The 17995-nt window shown below is 67.3% G+C and carries 11 protein-coding genes; 6 read left to right on the top strand and 5 right to left on the bottom strand.

Annotated features, from left to right (window positions below):
* Position 1 precedes the first annotated feature (1 nt).
* A complete protein-coding gene (locus tag QE373_RS13695) occupies positions 2-2656 on the top strand; it encodes a M13 family metallopeptidase (RefSeq protein ID WP_309687477.1) in 2655 nt (884 codons plus the stop codon).
* A 40-nt stretch (positions 2657-2696) separates the two neighbouring features.
* Here QE373_RS13695 and clpB read toward each other — a convergent pair whose 3' ends face one another.
* Positions 2697-5282, bottom strand: a complete 2586-nt coding sequence (gene clpB, locus QE373_RS13700; protein ID WP_309689823.1) for an ATP-dependent chaperone ClpB — start codon at positions 5280-5282, stop codon at positions 2697-2699.
* A gap of 185 nt (positions 5283-5467) precedes the next feature.
* On the opposite strand from clpB, the gene QE373_RS13705 reads away from it, so the two are divergent.
* Positions 5468-6178, top strand: a complete 711-nt coding sequence (locus tag QE373_RS13705; protein ID WP_309687479.1) for a glutathione S-transferase — start codon at positions 5468-5470, stop codon at positions 6176-6178.
* Positions 6179-6238: 60 nt separating this feature from the next.
* Here QE373_RS13705 and QE373_RS13710 read toward each other — a convergent pair whose 3' ends face one another.
* The 4 genes from QE373_RS13710 to QE373_RS13725 all read right to left on the bottom strand — a co-directional run bounded on the left by QE373_RS13710 (position 6239) and on the right by QE373_RS13725 (position 11165).
* On the bottom strand, positions 6239-7837 hold the full coding sequence (locus QE373_RS13710) for a hypothetical protein (protein WP_057506888.1): 1599 nt from the start codon (positions 7835-7837) through the stop codon (positions 6239-6241).
* A gap of 191 nt (positions 7838-8028) precedes the next feature.
* Positions 8029-9747 (bottom strand): thiamine pyrophosphate-dependent enzyme, encoded by a 1719-nt coding sequence (locus QE373_RS13715; protein WP_309687484.1) that lies wholly within the window; start codon positions 9745-9747, stop codon positions 8029-8031.
* A gap of 66 nt (positions 9748-9813) precedes the next feature.
* Positions 9814-10683, bottom strand: a complete 870-nt coding sequence (locus QE373_RS13720; RefSeq protein ID WP_309687487.1) for an SH3 domain-containing protein — start codon at positions 10681-10683, stop codon at positions 9814-9816.
* A gap of 5 nt (positions 10684-10688) precedes the next feature.
* Entirely contained in the window at positions 10689-11165 is a 477-nt protein-coding gene (locus tag QE373_RS13725) for a DUF3574 domain-containing protein (RefSeq protein WP_309687490.1), read from the bottom strand.
* Between the two features lie 249 nt (positions 11166-11414).
* On the opposite strand from QE373_RS13725, the gene QE373_RS13730 reads away from it, so the two are divergent.
* The 4 genes from QE373_RS13730 to otsA all read left to right on the top strand — a co-directional run bounded on the left by QE373_RS13730 (position 11415) and on the right by otsA (position 17936).
* Positions 11415-13844, top strand: a complete 2430-nt coding sequence (locus tag QE373_RS13730) for a TonB-dependent receptor (RefSeq protein ID WP_309687493.1) — start codon at positions 11415-11417, stop codon at positions 13842-13844.
* Positions 13845-13998: 154 nt separating this feature from the next.
* Positions 13999-14757, top strand: a complete 759-nt coding sequence (otsB, locus tag QE373_RS13735; protein ID WP_309687496.1) for a trehalose-phosphatase — start codon at positions 13999-14001, stop codon at positions 14755-14757.
* 36 nt (positions 14758-14793) lie between these two features.
* The gene (locus QE373_RS13740; RefSeq protein WP_057506894.1) at positions 14794-16575 is read left to right on the top strand and encodes a glycoside hydrolase family 15 protein; all 1782 of its coding nucleotides are present in this window, start codon (positions 14794-14796) and stop codon (positions 16573-16575) included.
* Entirely contained in the window at positions 16572-17936 is a 1365-nt protein-coding gene (gene otsA, locus QE373_RS13745; protein WP_309687499.1) for an alpha,alpha-trehalose-phosphate synthase (UDP-forming), read from the top strand. The genes QE373_RS13740 and otsA overlap by 4 nt, the downstream gene beginning before the upstream one ends.
* Positions 17937-17995 lie beyond the last annotated feature (59 nt).

Genomic DNA, 17995 nt, shown 5'->3' on the forward strand with positions numbered 1-17995 from the left:
GATGCCCATCTCCGCAACCCAGGCCCGTACCCAGGCGGGCCAGCACCAGCACCGCCTCCAGCGTGCCAATGCAACCTCGCTCCGGACCACCCGGGGGCAACGATCCGGCGTGCCGACCACGCCGCTGCACCTGCGCGAGGTGAGCAACCAGCGTGCCGTCGAGCTTGGGGCGGCCATCCGGCAGCGATTGGACGCGCAGCGCGTGGCGCGGGACATTGGCGAGCTCACCGATGAGCTTGCTGTCGCGCTTCAGGCACGCAACCGGCAACCCACCGGCGCGCCGTCCATGGCGATGAACGTCCACGGCGTCTGCAACCAGATCACCTTCGCGCTGATGCTGACCACAGTGCTGCCGCCGAACACGATGCGACCGGCAAGCAACCCGTTTCCGGCGATGCGCGCCACCGATCACACCTTCCTGCCGCCAGATGCGATCGTCCCCGCCTGGCCTCCGGGGGCGCGTGCCATGCAGCCCGATATGGAAATGGCCGTGCGCACGGACGATCCGCTGCTGGGGGACGTGCCGGCCGTCGTCCACGCCGCATCGGATGCGGCGCTGGCCACCTGCCTGCACAGGCCGCGATGGTGTGGGACCGCGTTGTGGACCGGTGCCGGCGTCACGGCGTTCTGGGCAGCGGCCGCCACTGCCGGATACCTGCTGAGCCGTGACACGGCACGCCAATACACACTTGATACCGCCCGGCTGCTGCCGCCGCTGCAATTCAACGCCAGCGAACTGGACCCCACCCAGCCTGCCTGCACGTCGCTGGGCGCGCACGTCAACCGCCTCTGGGAGAAGGACAGTGCATTGCAGCGCAGTCGCACGCAGCTGGGTACCCTGGACCACCTGCGCAGTAACGCGCTGCTGGTCTGCCAGCAACTGGCCGAGCAGATGGCCAGCGAAACGGACCCGGATACGCCCGCGCGGGTGATCGGTGACCTCTGGAGTACCGGCATGGATGAAGCCGGCATTGAAGTCGCCGGACGCGCGCCGCTGCAGCCGACCCTGGACGCCATCGCCGCGCTCACCGACCGGCCGGCGCTGACCGCCTGGCTGTTCGATGCATCGGCGCGCGGCGCGAACCCGTTGTTCGACTTCAGCGTGCTGCCTGACCAGATGCACCCGGACACCTACATTGCCTACCTGGCGCAATCCGGGCTCGGACTGCCTGACAGCGCGTGGTACGCCGCCCAGGACAAACAGGACCTGCTGGCGGGGTACGAGCAGCATGTCGCACGCACCCTGGTGCTGTCCGGTACCGACGCCGATGCGGCTAAGCGGCTGGCCGCGGACATCGTGACGCTTGAGCGCGCACTGGCCGCTGCGTCCGAGCCGTTCGCGGTGCTGGCCATCGACGACTCCCGCTATTACAACCCGGTTTCGCCCGCACAGGCGCAGCACCACACCCCGCACCTGTCGTGGAACGCGTTCTTCAAGGCCCAGGGACTTGCCACGCCGGAGCGCTTCTCGCTCGGCATGCCCGGGTTCTTCGAACGCCTCGATGCATTGCTGGCCAGCACACCGCTGGACACCTGGAAGGCCTACCTGCAGTTCCATGCCACTGACTCGGCGGCGCCCTGCCTTTCCAGTACCTTCGTCGATACCCACGATGCCTTCCATGGTGGCCTGCTCAAGGGGCGGCAGGCAGCAGTGCCGCGCTTCGCTCGCGTCATGGGCATCATCCAGCAGGAAGCCGGGGATGCCCTGGGGCCGGCCTACGCGCAGGTCGCCTTCTCACCGCAGAACGAGCGCCACGTGAAGGCGATAACGCGCCAGCTCACCGCTGCGCTCGGCAACCGGCTGCAGCAATGCGACTGGATGGACGACCCCAGCCGCAGCCAGGCGCTGCAGAAGATGGACGCGATGCGGATCGACATCGGGCGGCCTCCGACATGGCCACGTTGGGGCTACGTAGGCACCAGCCGCGACAGCTTCCTGGGCAACGTGCAAGCTGTGCGCGCCCATGCCCAACGGCGCAACACCGCGCTGCTGGGCACGCCGGTGGAGACCGGGCACTGGAAGCTGACCCCGCAGACCGTGGATGCCTACCAGGATTCCGCACTGAACCGGATCGTGATTCCAGCGGCGCTGTTGCAGCCTCCGCTGTTCGATCCCAGCGCAGACGAGGCACTGAACTACGGTGGCATCGGTGCGATCATCGGCCACGAGATGGCCCACGGTTTCGACAGAATCGGCACCTTCGCCGATGCGCACGGCAACGAAATGGACTGGTTGTCACCGTACAGCCGCCAGCAGTTTGAAGCACGCGCAGCGCAGTTGCGGGACCAGATCACACAGTATGGGGATGCGGGCGGCGCGGTGGACAGCGACCTGACACTGGACGAAAACCTGTCCGACCTGGGCGGGCTCGCCATCGCGCTGCAGGCCATGCGCCAGGCAACTGCAGGTACGCCGGATCCGATGATCGACGGAATGACGCGCGAACAGCGCTTCTTCGCCAACAACGCGCTGATCTGGCGCATGATCAGCACGCCGGAACGCGCAGAGCTGGAGCGGGCGACCAACAACCATGCCCCGGGCAGCGTGCGCGCCGACGTGGCCGCGTCGAACCTGCCCGCGTTCGCCCGCGCCTTCAACTGCACGCCGGGTACGCCGATGGCGCGGCTGCCCGCCGACCAGGTGCGCTTCCTCTGATCGCCGCCGCCGGGGCGGCCCGGCGGCGTCAGACGGTCGCTCAGCCCTTGTGGAACTGCAGCTGCCCGCCTGCTGCGTCCACGGCGATGGTATCGCCACTGGCAAATTGGCCGGACAGGATCTTCTGCGCCAGCGGATTCTCCAGCTGCGACTGGATGGCGCGCTTGAGGGGACGGGCGCCGTAGATCGGGTCGAACCCCACGCTGCCCAGCGTCTCGAACGCGCCATCGCTGACCTGCAGCCGCAGGCCGCGTTCGGCCAGACGTGATTCCAGCCCGCGCATCTGGATCCGCGCGATCTGCTTGATCTGCGGCTTGTCCAGCGGGTGGAACACCACGATGTCGTCGAGGCGGTTGATGAACTCCGGACGGAAGTGGGCCTGGACCACGCCCATCACCGCGGCCTTCATCTGGATGTAGGCCTCCGGGGAATCGTCACCGCTCATGTCCTGGATCTGGTGCGAGCCCAGGTTGGAAGTCATCACGATCACGGTGTTGCGGAAGTCCACGGTACGCCCCTGGCCATCGGTCAGGCGCCCATCATCCAGCACCTGCAGCAGGATGTTGAACACGTCCGGGTGGGCTTTTTCGACCTCGTCCAGCAGGATGATCGAATACGGGCGACGACGCACCGCTTCGGTCAGGTAACCGCCTTCTTCGTAGCCGACGTAACCCGGGGGCGCACCGACCAGCCGGGCCACGCTGTGCTTCTCCATGAACTCGCTCATGTCGATGCGGATCATCGCATCGGTGCTGTCGAACAGGAACTCGGCCAGCGCCTTGCACAGTTCGGTCTTGCCGACGCCGGTCGGGCCCAGGAACAGGAACGAGCCACTGGGACGATCCGGATCGGACAGTCCCGCGCGCGAGCGGCGCACCGCATCGGACACCACCTTGATGGCCTCTTCCTGGCCCACCACGCGGCGGTGCAGTTCGTCTTCCATGCGCAGCAGTTTTTCGCGCTCGCCTTCCAGCATGCGGTTGACCGGGATACCGGTCCAGCGCGAGACCACCTCGGCAATCTCTTCGGCGGTCACCCGGTCCTGCACCAGCTTGAACTCGGTGTTCTCCGCCTCCTGCGCGGCAGCCAGCTGCTTTTCCAGCTGCGGCAACTGGCCGTACTGGATTTCGCTCATGCGGCCGAAATCCTGCCGGCGCTGGGCCGATTCCAGCTCCAGCTTCACCTGCTCGATCTGCTCCTTGATCTTCGTTGCGCCCTGCAGCGCCGCCTTCTCCGATTTCCAGATCTCGTTGAGGTCGGAGAAGTCGCGCTCCAGCGCATCGATGTCGTTTTCCAGGTCGGCCAGGCGCTGGCGAGACGCCTCGTCCTTCTCCTTCTTCAGCATCTCGCGCTGGATCTTCAACTGGATCAGCCGTCGCTCCAGGCGGTCCAGTTCCTCCGGCTTGGAATCGATCTCCATGCGGATGCGCGAGGCGGCCTCATCCATCAGGTCGATGGCCTTGTCCGGCAACTGGCGGTCGCTGATGTAACGATGCGACAGCGTCGCCGCCGCCACGATCGCCGGATCGGTGATCTCCACCCCGTGGTGCACGGCGTACTTTTCCTTCAACCCGCGCAGGATCGCGATGGTGTCTTCCACCGTCGGCTCGCCGACCAGCACCTTCTGGAAGCGCCGCTCCAGCGCGGCATCTTTTTCAATGTATTTGCGGTATTCGTCCAGCGTGGTGGCACCGACGCAATGCAGTTCACCGCGCGCCAGGGCCGGCTTGAGCATGTTGCCGGCATCCATCGCACCGTCGGCCTTGCCGGCGCCGACCATGGTGTGCAGTTCGTCGATGAACAGGATCACCTGCCCCTCGCTCTTGGCCAGGTCGTTGAGCACGCCCTTCAGTCGCTCTTCGAACTCGCCGCGGAACTTCGCACCGGCGATCAGCGCGCCCATGTCCAGTGACAGCACGCGCTTGCCACGCAGGCCTTCGGGCACTTCGTCGTTGATGATGCGCTGGGCCAGGCCTTCGACGATCGCCGTCTTGCCCACGCCCGGCTCGCCGATCAGCACCGGGTTGTTCTTGGTGCGCCGCTGCAGCACCTGGATGGTGCGGCGGATCTCTTCATCGCGCCCGATCACCGGATCCAGCTTGCCGCTCTCGGCGCGCGCGGTCAGGTCGATGGTGTACTTCTCCAGCGCCTGGCGCTGTTCTTCGGCGCTTTCGGACTGCACTTTCTCGCCCCCGCGCAGCTTGTCGATGGCCACCTGCAGGCGTGCCTTGTCGGCACCGGCCGCGCGCAGCGCCATGCCCAGGCTGCCACCGTCTTCCAGCGCCGCCAACACGAACCACTCGCTGGCGATGAAGGCATCGCCCTGCTGCTGGGCGAGCTTGTCGGTATGGTTGAGGAGGCGGTTCAGGTCATTGCCGATGGACAGGTTGCCGGCCTGGCCGGACACCTTCGGCAACGCGGCAAGCGCCTCGTCCAGCCGCTCGCGCAGCACGGTGACGTTGACGCCGGCCTGCGACAGCAGCGGCCGGGTGCTGCCGCCGGGTTGGTCGAACAGCGCACTGAACACGTGCACCGGTTCAACGATGGAATTGTCGCGGCCCACGGCCAGCGACTGCGCGTCGGCCAGCGCCTGCTGGAAACGCGAGGTGAGCTTGTCCATCCGCATGTCGAATCCTCGATCAGAGAAGCCGGCCACGCCGGCACTACCCATCAGATGCGGCTGCTGCCGCGGGTTTCAAGGGTGCTTGAGATCATGGTTCATGCGAAAGAAACACCGTGTGCAGGCCATGATCACCGGGTCCTGCCATCGGCCACGCGATACTGCGGTGGCCTTCACGACACGGGACCGACATGCATTACGAGCTCTATTACTGGACCGGCATCCAAGGGCGCGGCGAGTTCGTGCGCCTGGCCCTGGAAGACGCCGGTGCCGACTACACCGACATGGCACGGGTCCACGGTGATGCGGTCATGGATGCGTTCCTGGCCGGCAAGGCTGAGGGCGGCCGGCCGTTCGCGCCGCCGTTCCTGAAGGCCGGCCGCCAGGTCGTGGCCCAGGTTGCCGCCATCCTGGACTTCCTGGGCCCGACCCTGGACCTGGTGCCGCATGCGGCCTCACGCCGCGTGCAGGCGATCCAGCTGCAGCTGACCATCGCCGACCTGGTGGCCGAAGTGCACGACACCCACCACCCGATCGCCGCCTCGCAGTATTACGAAGACCAGAAGCGCGAAGCCATCGCACGGGCCGCGTCGATGCGCAGCGAACGCATGCCGAAGTTCCTCGGCTACTTCGAGGACATGGTCAAGGACAACGGCGGGCGCCACCCGCTGCGCGAGCACTCCTACGTCGACCTGTCCCTGTTCCAGCTGCTGGCCGGGCTGGACTACATGTTCCCGCAGCGGATGCGCGCCCTGTGGCCGTCGCTGCCGTTGCTTGCCGCACTGAAGGAGCGCGTGGAAAAACGCCCCGGCATCGCCGCCTACCTGGCATCCGAACGCCGGCTGGCGTTCAACACCAACGGTATTTTCCGCCATTACCCGGAGCTGGACGGCCCCAGGTGACCCCGGTAGTGACGGCCGCTGGCCGTCATGCCCTGTCCCGGCAGTGACGGCCGCTGGCCGTCATGCCTCCCGCGGGGGCACCGGCTGCTTCTGCAACGACAACAGCCCCAGCAGCACCGCAAGCGCCACATAGGCACCTGCGAACTGCCAGCTGATGATCCGCGCCAGGCCCTGCAGGTCCCATGGCAGGTAGATGCCACCGCGCGGGTCCACCGAGTGGATCAGCCCGAACACCGTCAGTCCGGCAGCCACCAGCAGGAAGCCACAGGCGCGGCGCAGGCGCCCGTCCACCATCGCCGCCACCGTGGCGATCCACAGCATCGAAGTGATGATGAAGCCATTACCCAGCGCGAAGATCACCGCCAGCTCCGGCAGCCCATGGCCGTCCACCTTGGTCAGCATGGCGACCATCTGCTCCGGCGCGATCCAGCCCGGCGCCTTGATCGCCAGCAGGTAGGCCGCCGACGGCAGGAAGCCCAGCACCATCGCGCCGGCGTGCTGCTTCGGCGTGGCCTGGAAGGCCTGGGTGGTGATGTCGATGCCCACGTACACGATGATCGGCGCCAGCACCGCCAGCGGCAGCCACTGCACCAGTCCGGAGACGATGCCGAGCATGCCGCCGATGCCGATGAACAACCCCGTCAGCAGCGTATAACCGCTGCGTGCGCCCATGTGCTTGTACGCCGGCTGGCCGATGTACGGCGTGGTCTGCGCCACGCCGCCGCAGACACCGGCCACCAGCGTGGCGATCGCCTCCACCAGCAGGATGTCGCGGGTGCGGTAGTCATCGCCGGCCGCGCGTGCGCTTTCGGAAACGTTGATGCCGCCGACCACCATCAGCAGGCCGAACGGCAGCAGCAGCGGCAGGTAGGTCATCGCCGTCGGCAGGCCCTCCAGGAAGCCCAGCGAAGGCAACGGCAGCACGATCTGCGGCGCATTCCACGCCGGCACCGCGAAGCCCGGCGCGCCCAGCCCGGCCAGCCCCAGCCCGTAATACAGCACCGTGCCGAACACGAAGGCCAGCAGCACCGCCGGACCCCGCACCGGCAGCTTGCCCTTGGCGATCAGCACGTACAGCAGCAGGCCCAGGGTCACGAAGCCGACCAACGGCGAGCGCAGCGTTTCCAGCAGGGGCAGCAGGCCCATCAGCACCAGCGCGATGCCGGCGATGGACCCCAGCAGCGCCGCCCGCGGCAGCGCGCGGGTCACCGCCTCGCCGAAGAAGGACAGCACCAGCTTCAGCAGGCCCATGATCACCAGCGAGGCCATGCCAAGCTGCCAGGTGGCGATGGCGGCCGCATTCGGGTCAAGGCCCTGTGCCTTGAAGGCCACGAAAGCCGGGCCGAGCACCAGCAGCGCCATGCCGATGCTGGTCGGCGCGTCCAGGCCCAGCGGCATCGCGGTCACATCGTCGCGGCCGGTGCGCGCGGCCAGGCGCCGCGCCATCACCGTGTACAGCAGATTGCCGACCAGCACGCCGAAGGCAGTGCCGGGGAACATGCGGGTGAACACCACCTCGGCCGGGAACTGGAACATTCCCACCAGCGCCATGGCGATGAAACCGAGGATGGACAGGTTGTCGACCACCAGGCCGAAGAAACCGTTGAGATCGCCGGCGACGAACCAGCGCCGCGGAGCGGCAGGAGCAGGAACGGACATGAGGGGGCAGGAAGGGGTGTGGGGACCGCCGATGGTAGGCCCCGCAGGGGCCGCATGCCAATGATGATTGGTTGGGGTCAGAGTCCGGGGTCAGAGTCAGGGGTCGGATTCCTTTTCCGCGCAGAAGGACTCTGACCCCTGAATCCGACCCCTGACTCTGACCCCGGACTCTGACCCCCGCTGCGGGGACCTCAGCGCTTGAGGAAGTTGTCCGCCAGCAGCTCCTTGACCTCGCCGATGCGCCCGGCCAGCACCGCCTTGGCCATGTAGCGCGCGGTCCCGATCACCTGCCCCGCCTCTACCTGCGGCGGCATCACCAGCTCGGTCGGGGCGGTGTGCACGTCCAGCAACGCCGGCCCCGGCTGGGCCAGCAGGTCCTGCACGGCCAGCGCCAGATCCTGGCTGCGGGTCACCGTGCGGCCATGGAAGCCGATCACTTCGGCCAGCTTGCCGAAGTCCGGATTCTTCAGTTCGGTGTAGTAGTCCAGCAGCCCTTCGACCTTCTGTTCCAGCTCCACGAAGTTCAGCGAGCCGTTGTTGTACACCACGATCTTGATCGGCAGGTTTTCCTGCACGGCGGTCAGCAGGTCGCCCATCAGCATGCTCAGCCCGCCATCACCGCACAGCGCGACCACCTGGCGGCCGGGGAAGGCTTTCTGCAGGCCCAGCGCCTGCGGCATCGCATTGGCCATCGTGCCGTGCAGCAGGCTGGTCAACGTACGCCGGCGGCCGTTGACGCGGATATGCCGCAGCACCCATACCATCGGCGAACCGCAGTCGGCGGTGAACAGCGCATCGTCTGCGGCGTGCTGGTCCAGCAGTGCGGTGAGGTACTGCGGGTGGATCAGTTCGCCCTCGCCGGGCGCCTCTTCTTCGGCACGCTTGGCCAGGGCCTTTTCGCGGTGCCCGATGCACTCGTCCAGGAAGTCGGTGTCTTCGCGCGGCGGCAGCATCGGCAGCAGCGCCTCCAGCGTCGGGCCGATATCACCTACCACGCCGAGGGTCACCGGGTGGCGCCTGCCCAGGTGGCTGCCATCGTGGTCGACCTGGATGATGGTGGCCTTGTCCGGGTAGTACTGGCCCCAGGCGAAGTCGGCCCCGAGCAGCAGCAGGGTGTCGCACTCCATCACCGCATGGAATCCCGACTCAATGCCGAAGATGCCGGTCATGCCCATGTTGAAGGGGTTGTCCGGCTCGACGAAATCCTTCGCCCGCGAGGTGTGGGCGATCGGCGCCTGCAGCCTGCGTGCCAGTTCCAGCAGCGGCGCATGGGCGCCCTGGCAGCCGGCACCGGCGTAGATGCCGATCCGCTGGCCCTGCCCCAGCAGTTCGGCGATGCGCAGCAGTTCATCATCGCCCGGCCGCAGCACCGGCTGGGTGTAATGCACCGCGAACGGCGGATCGTGCTTGACCACCTGCTCGCTGATGTCCGACGGCAGGATCACCACCGCCACGCCGCGCCGGCTGATCGCTGCCTGGCAGGCCAGCGTGACCACGCGGCGCGCCTGTTCGGCGCTGTACACCTGTTCGCAGAACACGCTGCAGCTGGAGTAGACCGCCTTGAAGTCCACTTCCTGCGGGAACTCCATGCCCAGCTCGCTGGTGACCACCTGGCTGGCGATCAGCACCATCGGCGCCTTGTTGCGGTTGTTCTCGAACACGCCGTTGATGAAGTGCAGGCTGCCCGGCCCACACGAGCCGGCGCAGGCCGTCAACTGGCCGCTGATCAGCGAATCGGCGCCGGCCGCGAAGGCGGCGACTTCTTCATGGCGCACGTGCACCCAGTCGATGTCACTGCCATGGATGGCGGTGGTCACATGGTTGAGGGTGTCACCGACAATGCCGTAACAACGCCGCACGCCGGCCTGCTGCAAAGTCTCGACGACGATATCGGCAACGCGCTTGCTCATGGCCTGGGCTTCCTGGAACGAGGGAAGCCTGAGCATGGACCGGGGCCGGTGATACCGCCGTGGGGATCACCCCTGTTCCGGCAAAGCGACCTGTACCCAGCCGATCACCGGCCCGCGCGTGGGATTGCGGTAGCGCACCTGCAGCCAGCCATCGCGCGCATCCAGCAGCTCCACGCGGTCACCGGCAACCAGGTAACGGCGGGTGTCGGCATCGCCAACGGCGCGGTACAGCGCAAGGCGCGCCGGCACCACGCGTGCGTTCACGCCACGCAACGGCACCCCGCTGGCAGGCGGGGCGAGGCCATCGCCGATGGCATGCTCCAGCGCGCGGCCGGCTGCGTCGTAAGTCGTCCACACCGCCAACGGTCCGGCGTCGGCGCCGGCTTTGTCGACCGCCAGCACCGCGGCCAGCGCCTGCGTATCGAGCATCAGCAGCTGCTCGGCGCGGTACAGGTAGAGTTTTGCGTCCTGGTACCGGTAGAAATCGGTGTACCACATCGGGCCGCCGCGGCAGGTGCTGACCAGGGTGCGGGTGGACGCATCCACGCGCAGCGACCACAGCCCGTCGCAGTTGGCTGGGGTACCGCTGGGCGCCGCCAACGGCTGCAGCCGCGCCGTCCGGGAATCGTAGCGGTACACCGCTACGGCTTCGTTGACCTGGCCGACGCTGGCGCGCACCACCAGGTCCTGCAAGCCGTCGAAATCGACGTCATCATGATCCAGCCGTGAGCGGCCTTCTTCGTCGGCGACTCCTTCCAGCTGCTGCAGCGCGGCGTCCTTGCCGATGCGAACCTCCACGCCGCCATCGTCCCGCACGCGCGCCCGTACCGGCACACCGGGCGCGGCGTCGAACGCCACGCCCCCCGCATCCTGCGCCTGCGCGGGCATCGCCATGCCGACGCTGCACAGCGCCATCAACAGCAGGCTGGCGCGCATCCGGTTCAGAAGGACACGTCCACCGGCTGCCGTGACCACAGCACCGACTGGTGCCTGGTGGCGGTTTTCCAGGCCAGGCGGATGGCCTCGATGTCGGCCCGGCGCTGCGGGCTGTCTTCGTGCAGCACCACCAGCACCTTGGTGCGCAGGCGGTTGGGTTCGGGATCACCGCGGAACAGCCACTGGCCGTAGGCGTCGAACACGGTCAGCCCGTCCGGGAAGCGCGGGGTCACTTCCTTGTCCAGGAAGGCGCGCCACTGTGCATCGCTGATGGTGTTGGCCTGCTCGCGCTCACCGGCACCGCGCTCTTCGCCCACCCCGAAGTACAGCTCGCTGCGCACCCAGCCCGCCGCCTGCGCCGGCCGCGCCGCATCGCCCTGCATCGTGGCCGTCGTCGCTGGCGTTCCCGGCCCGCTGGCAGCCAGGCTGGCGCAACCGCTGGTGGCCAGCAACACGGCAAAAACAAGGGACAAACGCTTCATATCGATCACTCTCCAGGAGACGGGTGCCCATCGCGCCGTGCACGACAGGCAAAACAGCGCAGCAGCGTACACGGCCCAGCCAGTTGCATCTGCAACCACCTTCATGCCGTCCGGTCATCTGCTGATGCCGATGAAAACGGGACTTGCGTCCCACAAGCCATCACGCCAAGATAATATATCGCTATATCCGGATGGATGTAATTGCAACCATCCCCTCCCCTTCCCCACGTTGTCGCTCCCGGAGTCCGCATGTCCCCCCGCCTGTCCGCGTCGCCGCTTGGCCTCGCCATCGCGCTCGCGCTTTCCCCGTTCGTCGCTTCGGCGCAGGACGCCACCAACCTGGACACGGTGATCGTCACCGGTACCCGCGCCTCCGACCGCACCGTGCTGGAATCGACATCGCCGGTGGACGTGCTGACCGCCGAAGACATCCGCAAGGCCGGCGTCATCAACGGTGAGCTGGGCAGCGCGCTGCAGTCGCTGCTGCCCTCGTTCAATTTCCCGCGCCAGTCCAACTCCGGCGGCGCCGACCACGTGCGCGCCGCACAGCTGCGCGGCCTCTCGCCGGACCAGGTGCTGGTGCTGGTGAACGGCAAGCGCCGCCACCACAGCGCGCTGGTCAGCACCGGCAGCAAGATCGGCCGCGGCACCACGCCGGTGGACTTCAATGCCATCCCGGTCAGCGCCATCAAGCGCATCGAAGTACTGCGCGATGGCGCCGGTGCGCTGTACGGTTCGGACGCGGTGGCTGGCGTGATCAACGTCATCCTGGACAACACCCCGGAAGGCGGCGCCATTGAAGCCAGCTTCGGTGCCCACCACACCGACCTCAAGCCGATCGGCCGCACCCTCACTGACGGCCAGACCGGCAACTTCAGCGCCAACGTCGGTACCGCGCTGAGCGATGACGGCGGTTTCCTGCGCGTCGGCGTGGAATACAAGAACCGCGAAGCCACCAACCGCGCCGGCTTCGACCAGATCCCGCCGTGGGACCAGACCGATGCCAACCTGGCCCTGCAGGGACAGCGCAACTACGTGCTCGGCGACGGCGCCAGCAAGGACCTCAACGCCTGGTTGAACACCGAAATTCCGTTCGGCGAAACCAGCACGTTCTACGCGTTCGGTACCTACAACCAGCGTGACAGCGAAGGCGCGAACTACTTCCGCTACCCGGACGGCGAAGCCAACTGGAAGGAGATCTATCCCAACGGTTACCGCCCGATTTCCGAAGGCGAGAACCGCGATGTGCAGGCCGTGGCCGGTGCGCGTGGCCAGTGGGGCGAATGGACCTACGACGCCAGCCTGGATTTCGGCCAGAACGACTTCACCTACCGCATGCACAACACCTTGAACGCCTCGCTCGGCCCGACCAGCCCGACGCGCTTCAAGACCGCCGACTACCAGTACGCGCAGTCGGTGGCGAACCTCGACCTGGGCCGGGTGTTCGAACAGAGCGAGACCATCACCCACACCCTGGGCCTGGGCGCGGAAGCACGCCATGAGCGCTATGAAACCCGCCCCGGCGATCCGGACAGCTACGCTGCCGGTCCGTTCACCGACCGTCCCACCGGTTCGCAGGCCGGCGGCGGCCTGACCCCGCAGGATGCGGCGGACCTGGCGCGCGACGTAGCCAGTGTGTATGCCAGCGTGTCCAGCCAGATCGGCGATCACTTCTCCAGCGATATCGCCGCGCGCTACGAGCACCATGATGACTTCGGTGGCGAACTGACCGGCAAGCTGGGCCTGCGCTATGAGTTCACCCCGGCCTTCGCGCTGCGTGGCTCGGTGTCCAACAACTACCGCGCGCCGTCGCTGGCGCAGATCGGCTACGAGTCCACCTCCACCGGCTACAACGCGGCCGGCCAGCTGGTGCAGGGTCGGCTGCTGTCGGTGAACAATCCGATCGCCCGCGGGCTCGGCGCCACCGACCTGAAGCCGGAGAAGTCGCTCAACACCAGCCTGGGCTTCACCAGCCGCATCGGTGACAACTTCGACGTGTCGCTGGACCTGTTCCAGATCGACATCGATGACCGCATCGCGCTGTCCGAAGCGATCACCGGCGATGCGCTGACCGATTTCGTGCAGCAGCAGTACGGCATCAGCGGCCTGGAAAGCGCCAGCTTCTTCGTCAATGCCGCCGACACCCGCACCCGCGGTGCCGAACTGGTGGCCAACTGGCGCCACGCGCTGGGCGATGGCCAGCTGCAGCTGACCGGTACCTGGGCGTATGCCAAGACCGAACTGAAGAACGTGCTGCCGACCCCGGCCGCGCTGCAGGCCCTGGACCCGGCATATGTGCTGTTCGGCGTGGAAGAGAGCAACACGCTGACCGACGCCACCCCGCGCACCCGCGCGCAGTTCTCTGCTTCGTGGAGCAACGACCGCTGGTCGCTGACCAGCCGCGTCAGCCGCCACGGCAGCGCCACGCGCGTGTTCAACTTCGGCGGCGGCTTCGAACCGACCCAGACCTACCAGGCCGAGTGGCAGCTGGATGCGGAAGCCGAATACCGCATCACCCCGCAGTGGAGCGTGGCGATCGGCGGACAGAACCTGACCGACAACTACCCGGACCTGTCCAACGAAGACATCTACTACTACGGCAATCTGCCGTACGACGTGTTGTCGCCGATCGGCAGCAACGGCGCGTACTTCTACGGACGCGTGCGCTACACCTTCTGACCGCCGGCGGAAGACCCGGATGTGACGGCCGCTGGCCGTCACATCCTGCAAGCGGTGACGACCAACGGTCGTCACCCACCGCCACCCACTGCCACCCGCCGAGCCCCCGCTGCGATGACCCCATGCTCACGCCTGCGCTGGCATCGTGCCGGGCATGGCAAACGACCTCCCCCTTCGTCCGCCACCGCCGTTGCTAGACGATGCCTGCGCATTGTTCCTCGACGTGGATGGCACCCTCATCGAGTTCGCCGACCGCCCTGACGCGGTGACCCTGCTGCCGGAAGTGCGTGAGGCCATCGGCCGCATCAGCGACCGCCTGGAAGGCGCCGTGGCGCTGGTCAGCGGCCGCCCGCTGGAACAGCTCGACGCGCTGTTCGCGCCGTTGCACCTGCCTGCCGCCGGCCTGCATGGCCACCAGCTGCGTGGCGCGGGCGGCACCGTGCACGACAGTGCCGAGGATGAAAGCACCACCGAATGGCTGCATGCGCTGCATCAGCAGGCGATGCGCTTCGCCCACGGCCACCCTGGCGTGCTGGTCGAGGACAAAGGCCCCAGCATGGCCCTGCACTGGCGCGGTGCGCCGCACGCCGCCAACGACGTCCGCGCCTTCGCTGACCGCCACATCCGCGGCAATACCGGCTATCGGCTGCAGCCGGGCGACCACGTGGTCGAATTCGTCCCGGTCGGCAGCGACAAGGGACGCGCGGTGCGTCGGATGATGCAGTACCTGCCCTTCCGCGGTCGCCTGCCGGTGTTCATCGGCGATGACCTCACCGACGAACACGGCTTTGAAGCGTCCAACGGGCTGCATGGCTGGAGCGTGCTGGTCGGTGAACGCGAGCCCAGCGTGGCGGTGTTCCAGCTGCAGGACATACGCAGCGTGCACGGGTGGTTGCGTGAGAATGCGTGGTAGGCCGGCCCCCACGGCCGCAGACGAGAAGCTTTGCCCATGTCCCAACCTGATCTGAACCTCGGTGTCGTCGGCAACGGCAGTTTCGGCGCGTTGATCGACCGCCAGGCACGCGTCGTATGGAGCTGCCTGCCCACCTTCGACGGCGACCCCACCTTCTGTGCGCTGCTCAGTCCCAACCAGCAGGAAGGCGGCGATTTCGCCATCGAACTGGAAGACCTGGCCAGCACCGAACAGGAATACCTCAGCAACACCGCGATCCTGCGCACCGTGCTGCGCGACAGCCACGGCGGTGCGCTGGAGATCATCGATTTCGCGCCGCGCTGGCGCCAGAACGACCGCTTCTACCGCCCGGTCAGCCTGATCCGGCAGGTACGCCCGATCGCCGGCAGCCCGCGCATCCGCGTATTGGCGCGCCCGCTGGCCGACTGGGGCCAGCGCGTGCCCGACTCCACCTGGGGCAGCAACCACGTGCGCTGGGTCCTGCCCGACCACGTACTGCGATTGACCACCGACGTGCCGATCCGCTTCGTGCGCGACAGCCTGCCGTTCGTGCTCAACCATCCCGTGCACCTGGTGCTGGGCGTGGATGAATCCCTCAACCGCTCACTCAGCGGCTACGTGCAGGAATCCTTCCAGCGCACGCGCGATTACTGGCGCGAGTGGGTGCGCTACCTGTCCATCCCGCTGGAATGGCAGGAGGCGGTGATCCGCAGCGCGATCACGCTCAAACTGTGCCAGTACGAAGACAGCGGCGCGATCATCGCCGCGATGACCACCTCCATCCCCGAGGCGCCGGGCAGCATCCGCAACTGGGATTACCGTTACTGCTGGCTGCGCGATGCCGCCTTCGTGGTGCGCTCGCTGAACCGTCTGGGTGCCACCCGCACCATGGAACAGTTCCTGGGCTACATCTTCAACCTGGCCACCGCCGACGGCACCCTGCAGCCGCTGTACGGCATCGGCTTCGAAGCCACGCTGGACGAGCACGAAGTGCCTTCGCTGTCCGGCTACCGCGGCATGGGCCCGGTGCGCCGCGGCAATCTGGCCTGGGTGCAGCGCCAGCACGATGTCTACGGCAGCGTGGTGCTCGCCTCCACCCAGCTGTTCTTCGACCGCCGCCTGCAGGATCCCGGCGACGAGCACGCGTTCGCGCGGCTGGAACCGCTGGGTGAACAGGCCTACCTGCTTCACGATGTCCCCGATGCCGGCCTGTGGGAGTTCCGCGGCCGCACCGAAGTACACACCTACACCGCCGCGATGTGCTGGGCTGCCTGTGACCGCCTGTGCAAGATCGCGGTGCGCCTGAAGCTGGATGACCGCGCGTTCCATTGGCGCGAGCGTGCCGACACGATCCACCGCCGCATCATGAAGGAAGCGTGGAGCGAGGACCTGGGCCACTTCACCGATGCCTTCGGCGGCCACCGCCTGGATGCCTCGCTGCTGCTGCTGGCCGACATCGGCTTCATCGAAGCCAAGGACGCCCGTTTCATCGCCACCGTGGAAGCGATCGGTCGCGACCTCAAGCATGGCGACGCGCTGTACCGCTACGTCGCCCCGGATGATTTCGGCGCGCCGGAGACCAGCTTCACCATCTGCACGTTCTGGTACATCGACGCACTGGCCGCGATCGGCCGGCTGGACGAGGCGCGCGACATGTTCGAAGTGCTGCTGTCGCGGCGCAACCACCTGGGCCTGTTGTCCGAAGATCTTTCCTTCGAAACCGGCGAGGCGTGGGGCAACTTCCCGCAGACCTATTCGCACGTTGGCCTGATCACCGCCGCGATGCGCCTGTCGCGTTCCTGGCAGGAGGCCTCGTGAGCCGCCTGGTCGTTGTCTCCAATCGCGTCGCCATTCCCGGCGATACCCGCCCGGGTGGCCTGGCGGTGGGCCTGCTGGCCGCGCTCAAAGAGCGCGGCGGGCTGTGGTTCGGCTGGAGCGGCAAGTCGGTCAAGGACACCAGCGGCGCGCTGCACGAGCAGGTGGATGGCGATATCCGCTACGTCACCATGGACCTCAACAAGCGCGACGTGGACGGGTACTACAACGGCTTCGCCAACCGCACGTTGTGGCCGCTGCTGCACTTCCGCCTGGACCTGGTGGACTACGACCGCGGTACCCGCGAGACCTACCACCGGGTCAACGAACTGTTCGCCAGCAAGCTGGCGCCCCTGCTGCGCGAAGACGATATCGTCTGGATCCACGACTACCACCTGATCCCGCTGGCAGCGATGCTGCGCGAACGCGGCATCGGCTGCCGGATCGGCTTCTTCCTGCACGTGCCGCTGCCCTCGGCGGACCTGCTGCAGGCCATGCCCGACCACCTGCGGCTGTTCTCGGCGCTGTACGCCTGCGACCTGGTCGGCTTCCAGACCCAGCGCGATGCGGACCGCTTCCAGACCTACCTGCGATTGTTCGGCGGTGGCCGCGTGCTCGGCGACGGCAAGCTGGAAGCACCGGACGGGCGCACCTTCCGCGCGGCCGCCTTCCCGATCGGCATCGACACCGAACGCATCGCCCAGCAGGCCAAGGCGGCGGCCAACAAGCCGGCCGTGAAGGACCTGCGCAACAGCCTGCGTGACCGCCAGCTGGCGATCGGCGTGGACCGGCTGGACTACTCCAAGGGCCTGCCGGAGCGCTTCAAGGGCTTCGAGCGCTACCTGGAACGGCACGCCGACCAGCACGGCAGCCTGACGTACCTGCAGATCGCCCCGGTGTCACGCGGCGATGTCACCGAGTACCGTGACCTGCGCAGCCAGCTGGAGCAGATCGCCGGCCACATCAACGGCGGCCACGCCGCCCCGGACTGGACCCCGCTGCGCTACGTAAACCAGAACTTCACCCATTCCACCCTGACCGGCTTCTACCGCGCCGCTGCGGTGGGACTGGTGACGCCGCTGCGCGATGGCATGAACCTGGTAGCCAAGGAGTACGTGGCCTCGCAGGACCCGGACAATCCCGGCGTGCTGGTGCTGTCACTGCTGGCCGGCGCGGCCGATGAGATGAAGCAGGCGCTGCTGGTCAATCCACATGACCTGGACGGTGTCGCCGATGCCATCGCCACCGCGGCCACCATGCCGCTCAAGCGCCGCCAGGAGCGCTGGAACGCGATGATGGACCACCTGCGCCGCCACGACATCAACCACTGGCGACAGACCTTCCTGCAGGCCCTGGAGGCCTGAGGAGGCAACGGTAGCGCCGACCCATGGTCGGCGAGCGCAGCGGGCCGTTGCCGGACACA

The organism is Stenotrophomonas sp. SORGH_AS_0321, from assembly GCF_031453215.1.
In the GTDB taxonomy this organism is placed as follows: domain Bacteria; phylum Pseudomonadota; class Gammaproteobacteria; order Xanthomonadales; family Xanthomonadaceae; genus Stenotrophomonas; species Stenotrophomonas chelatiphaga.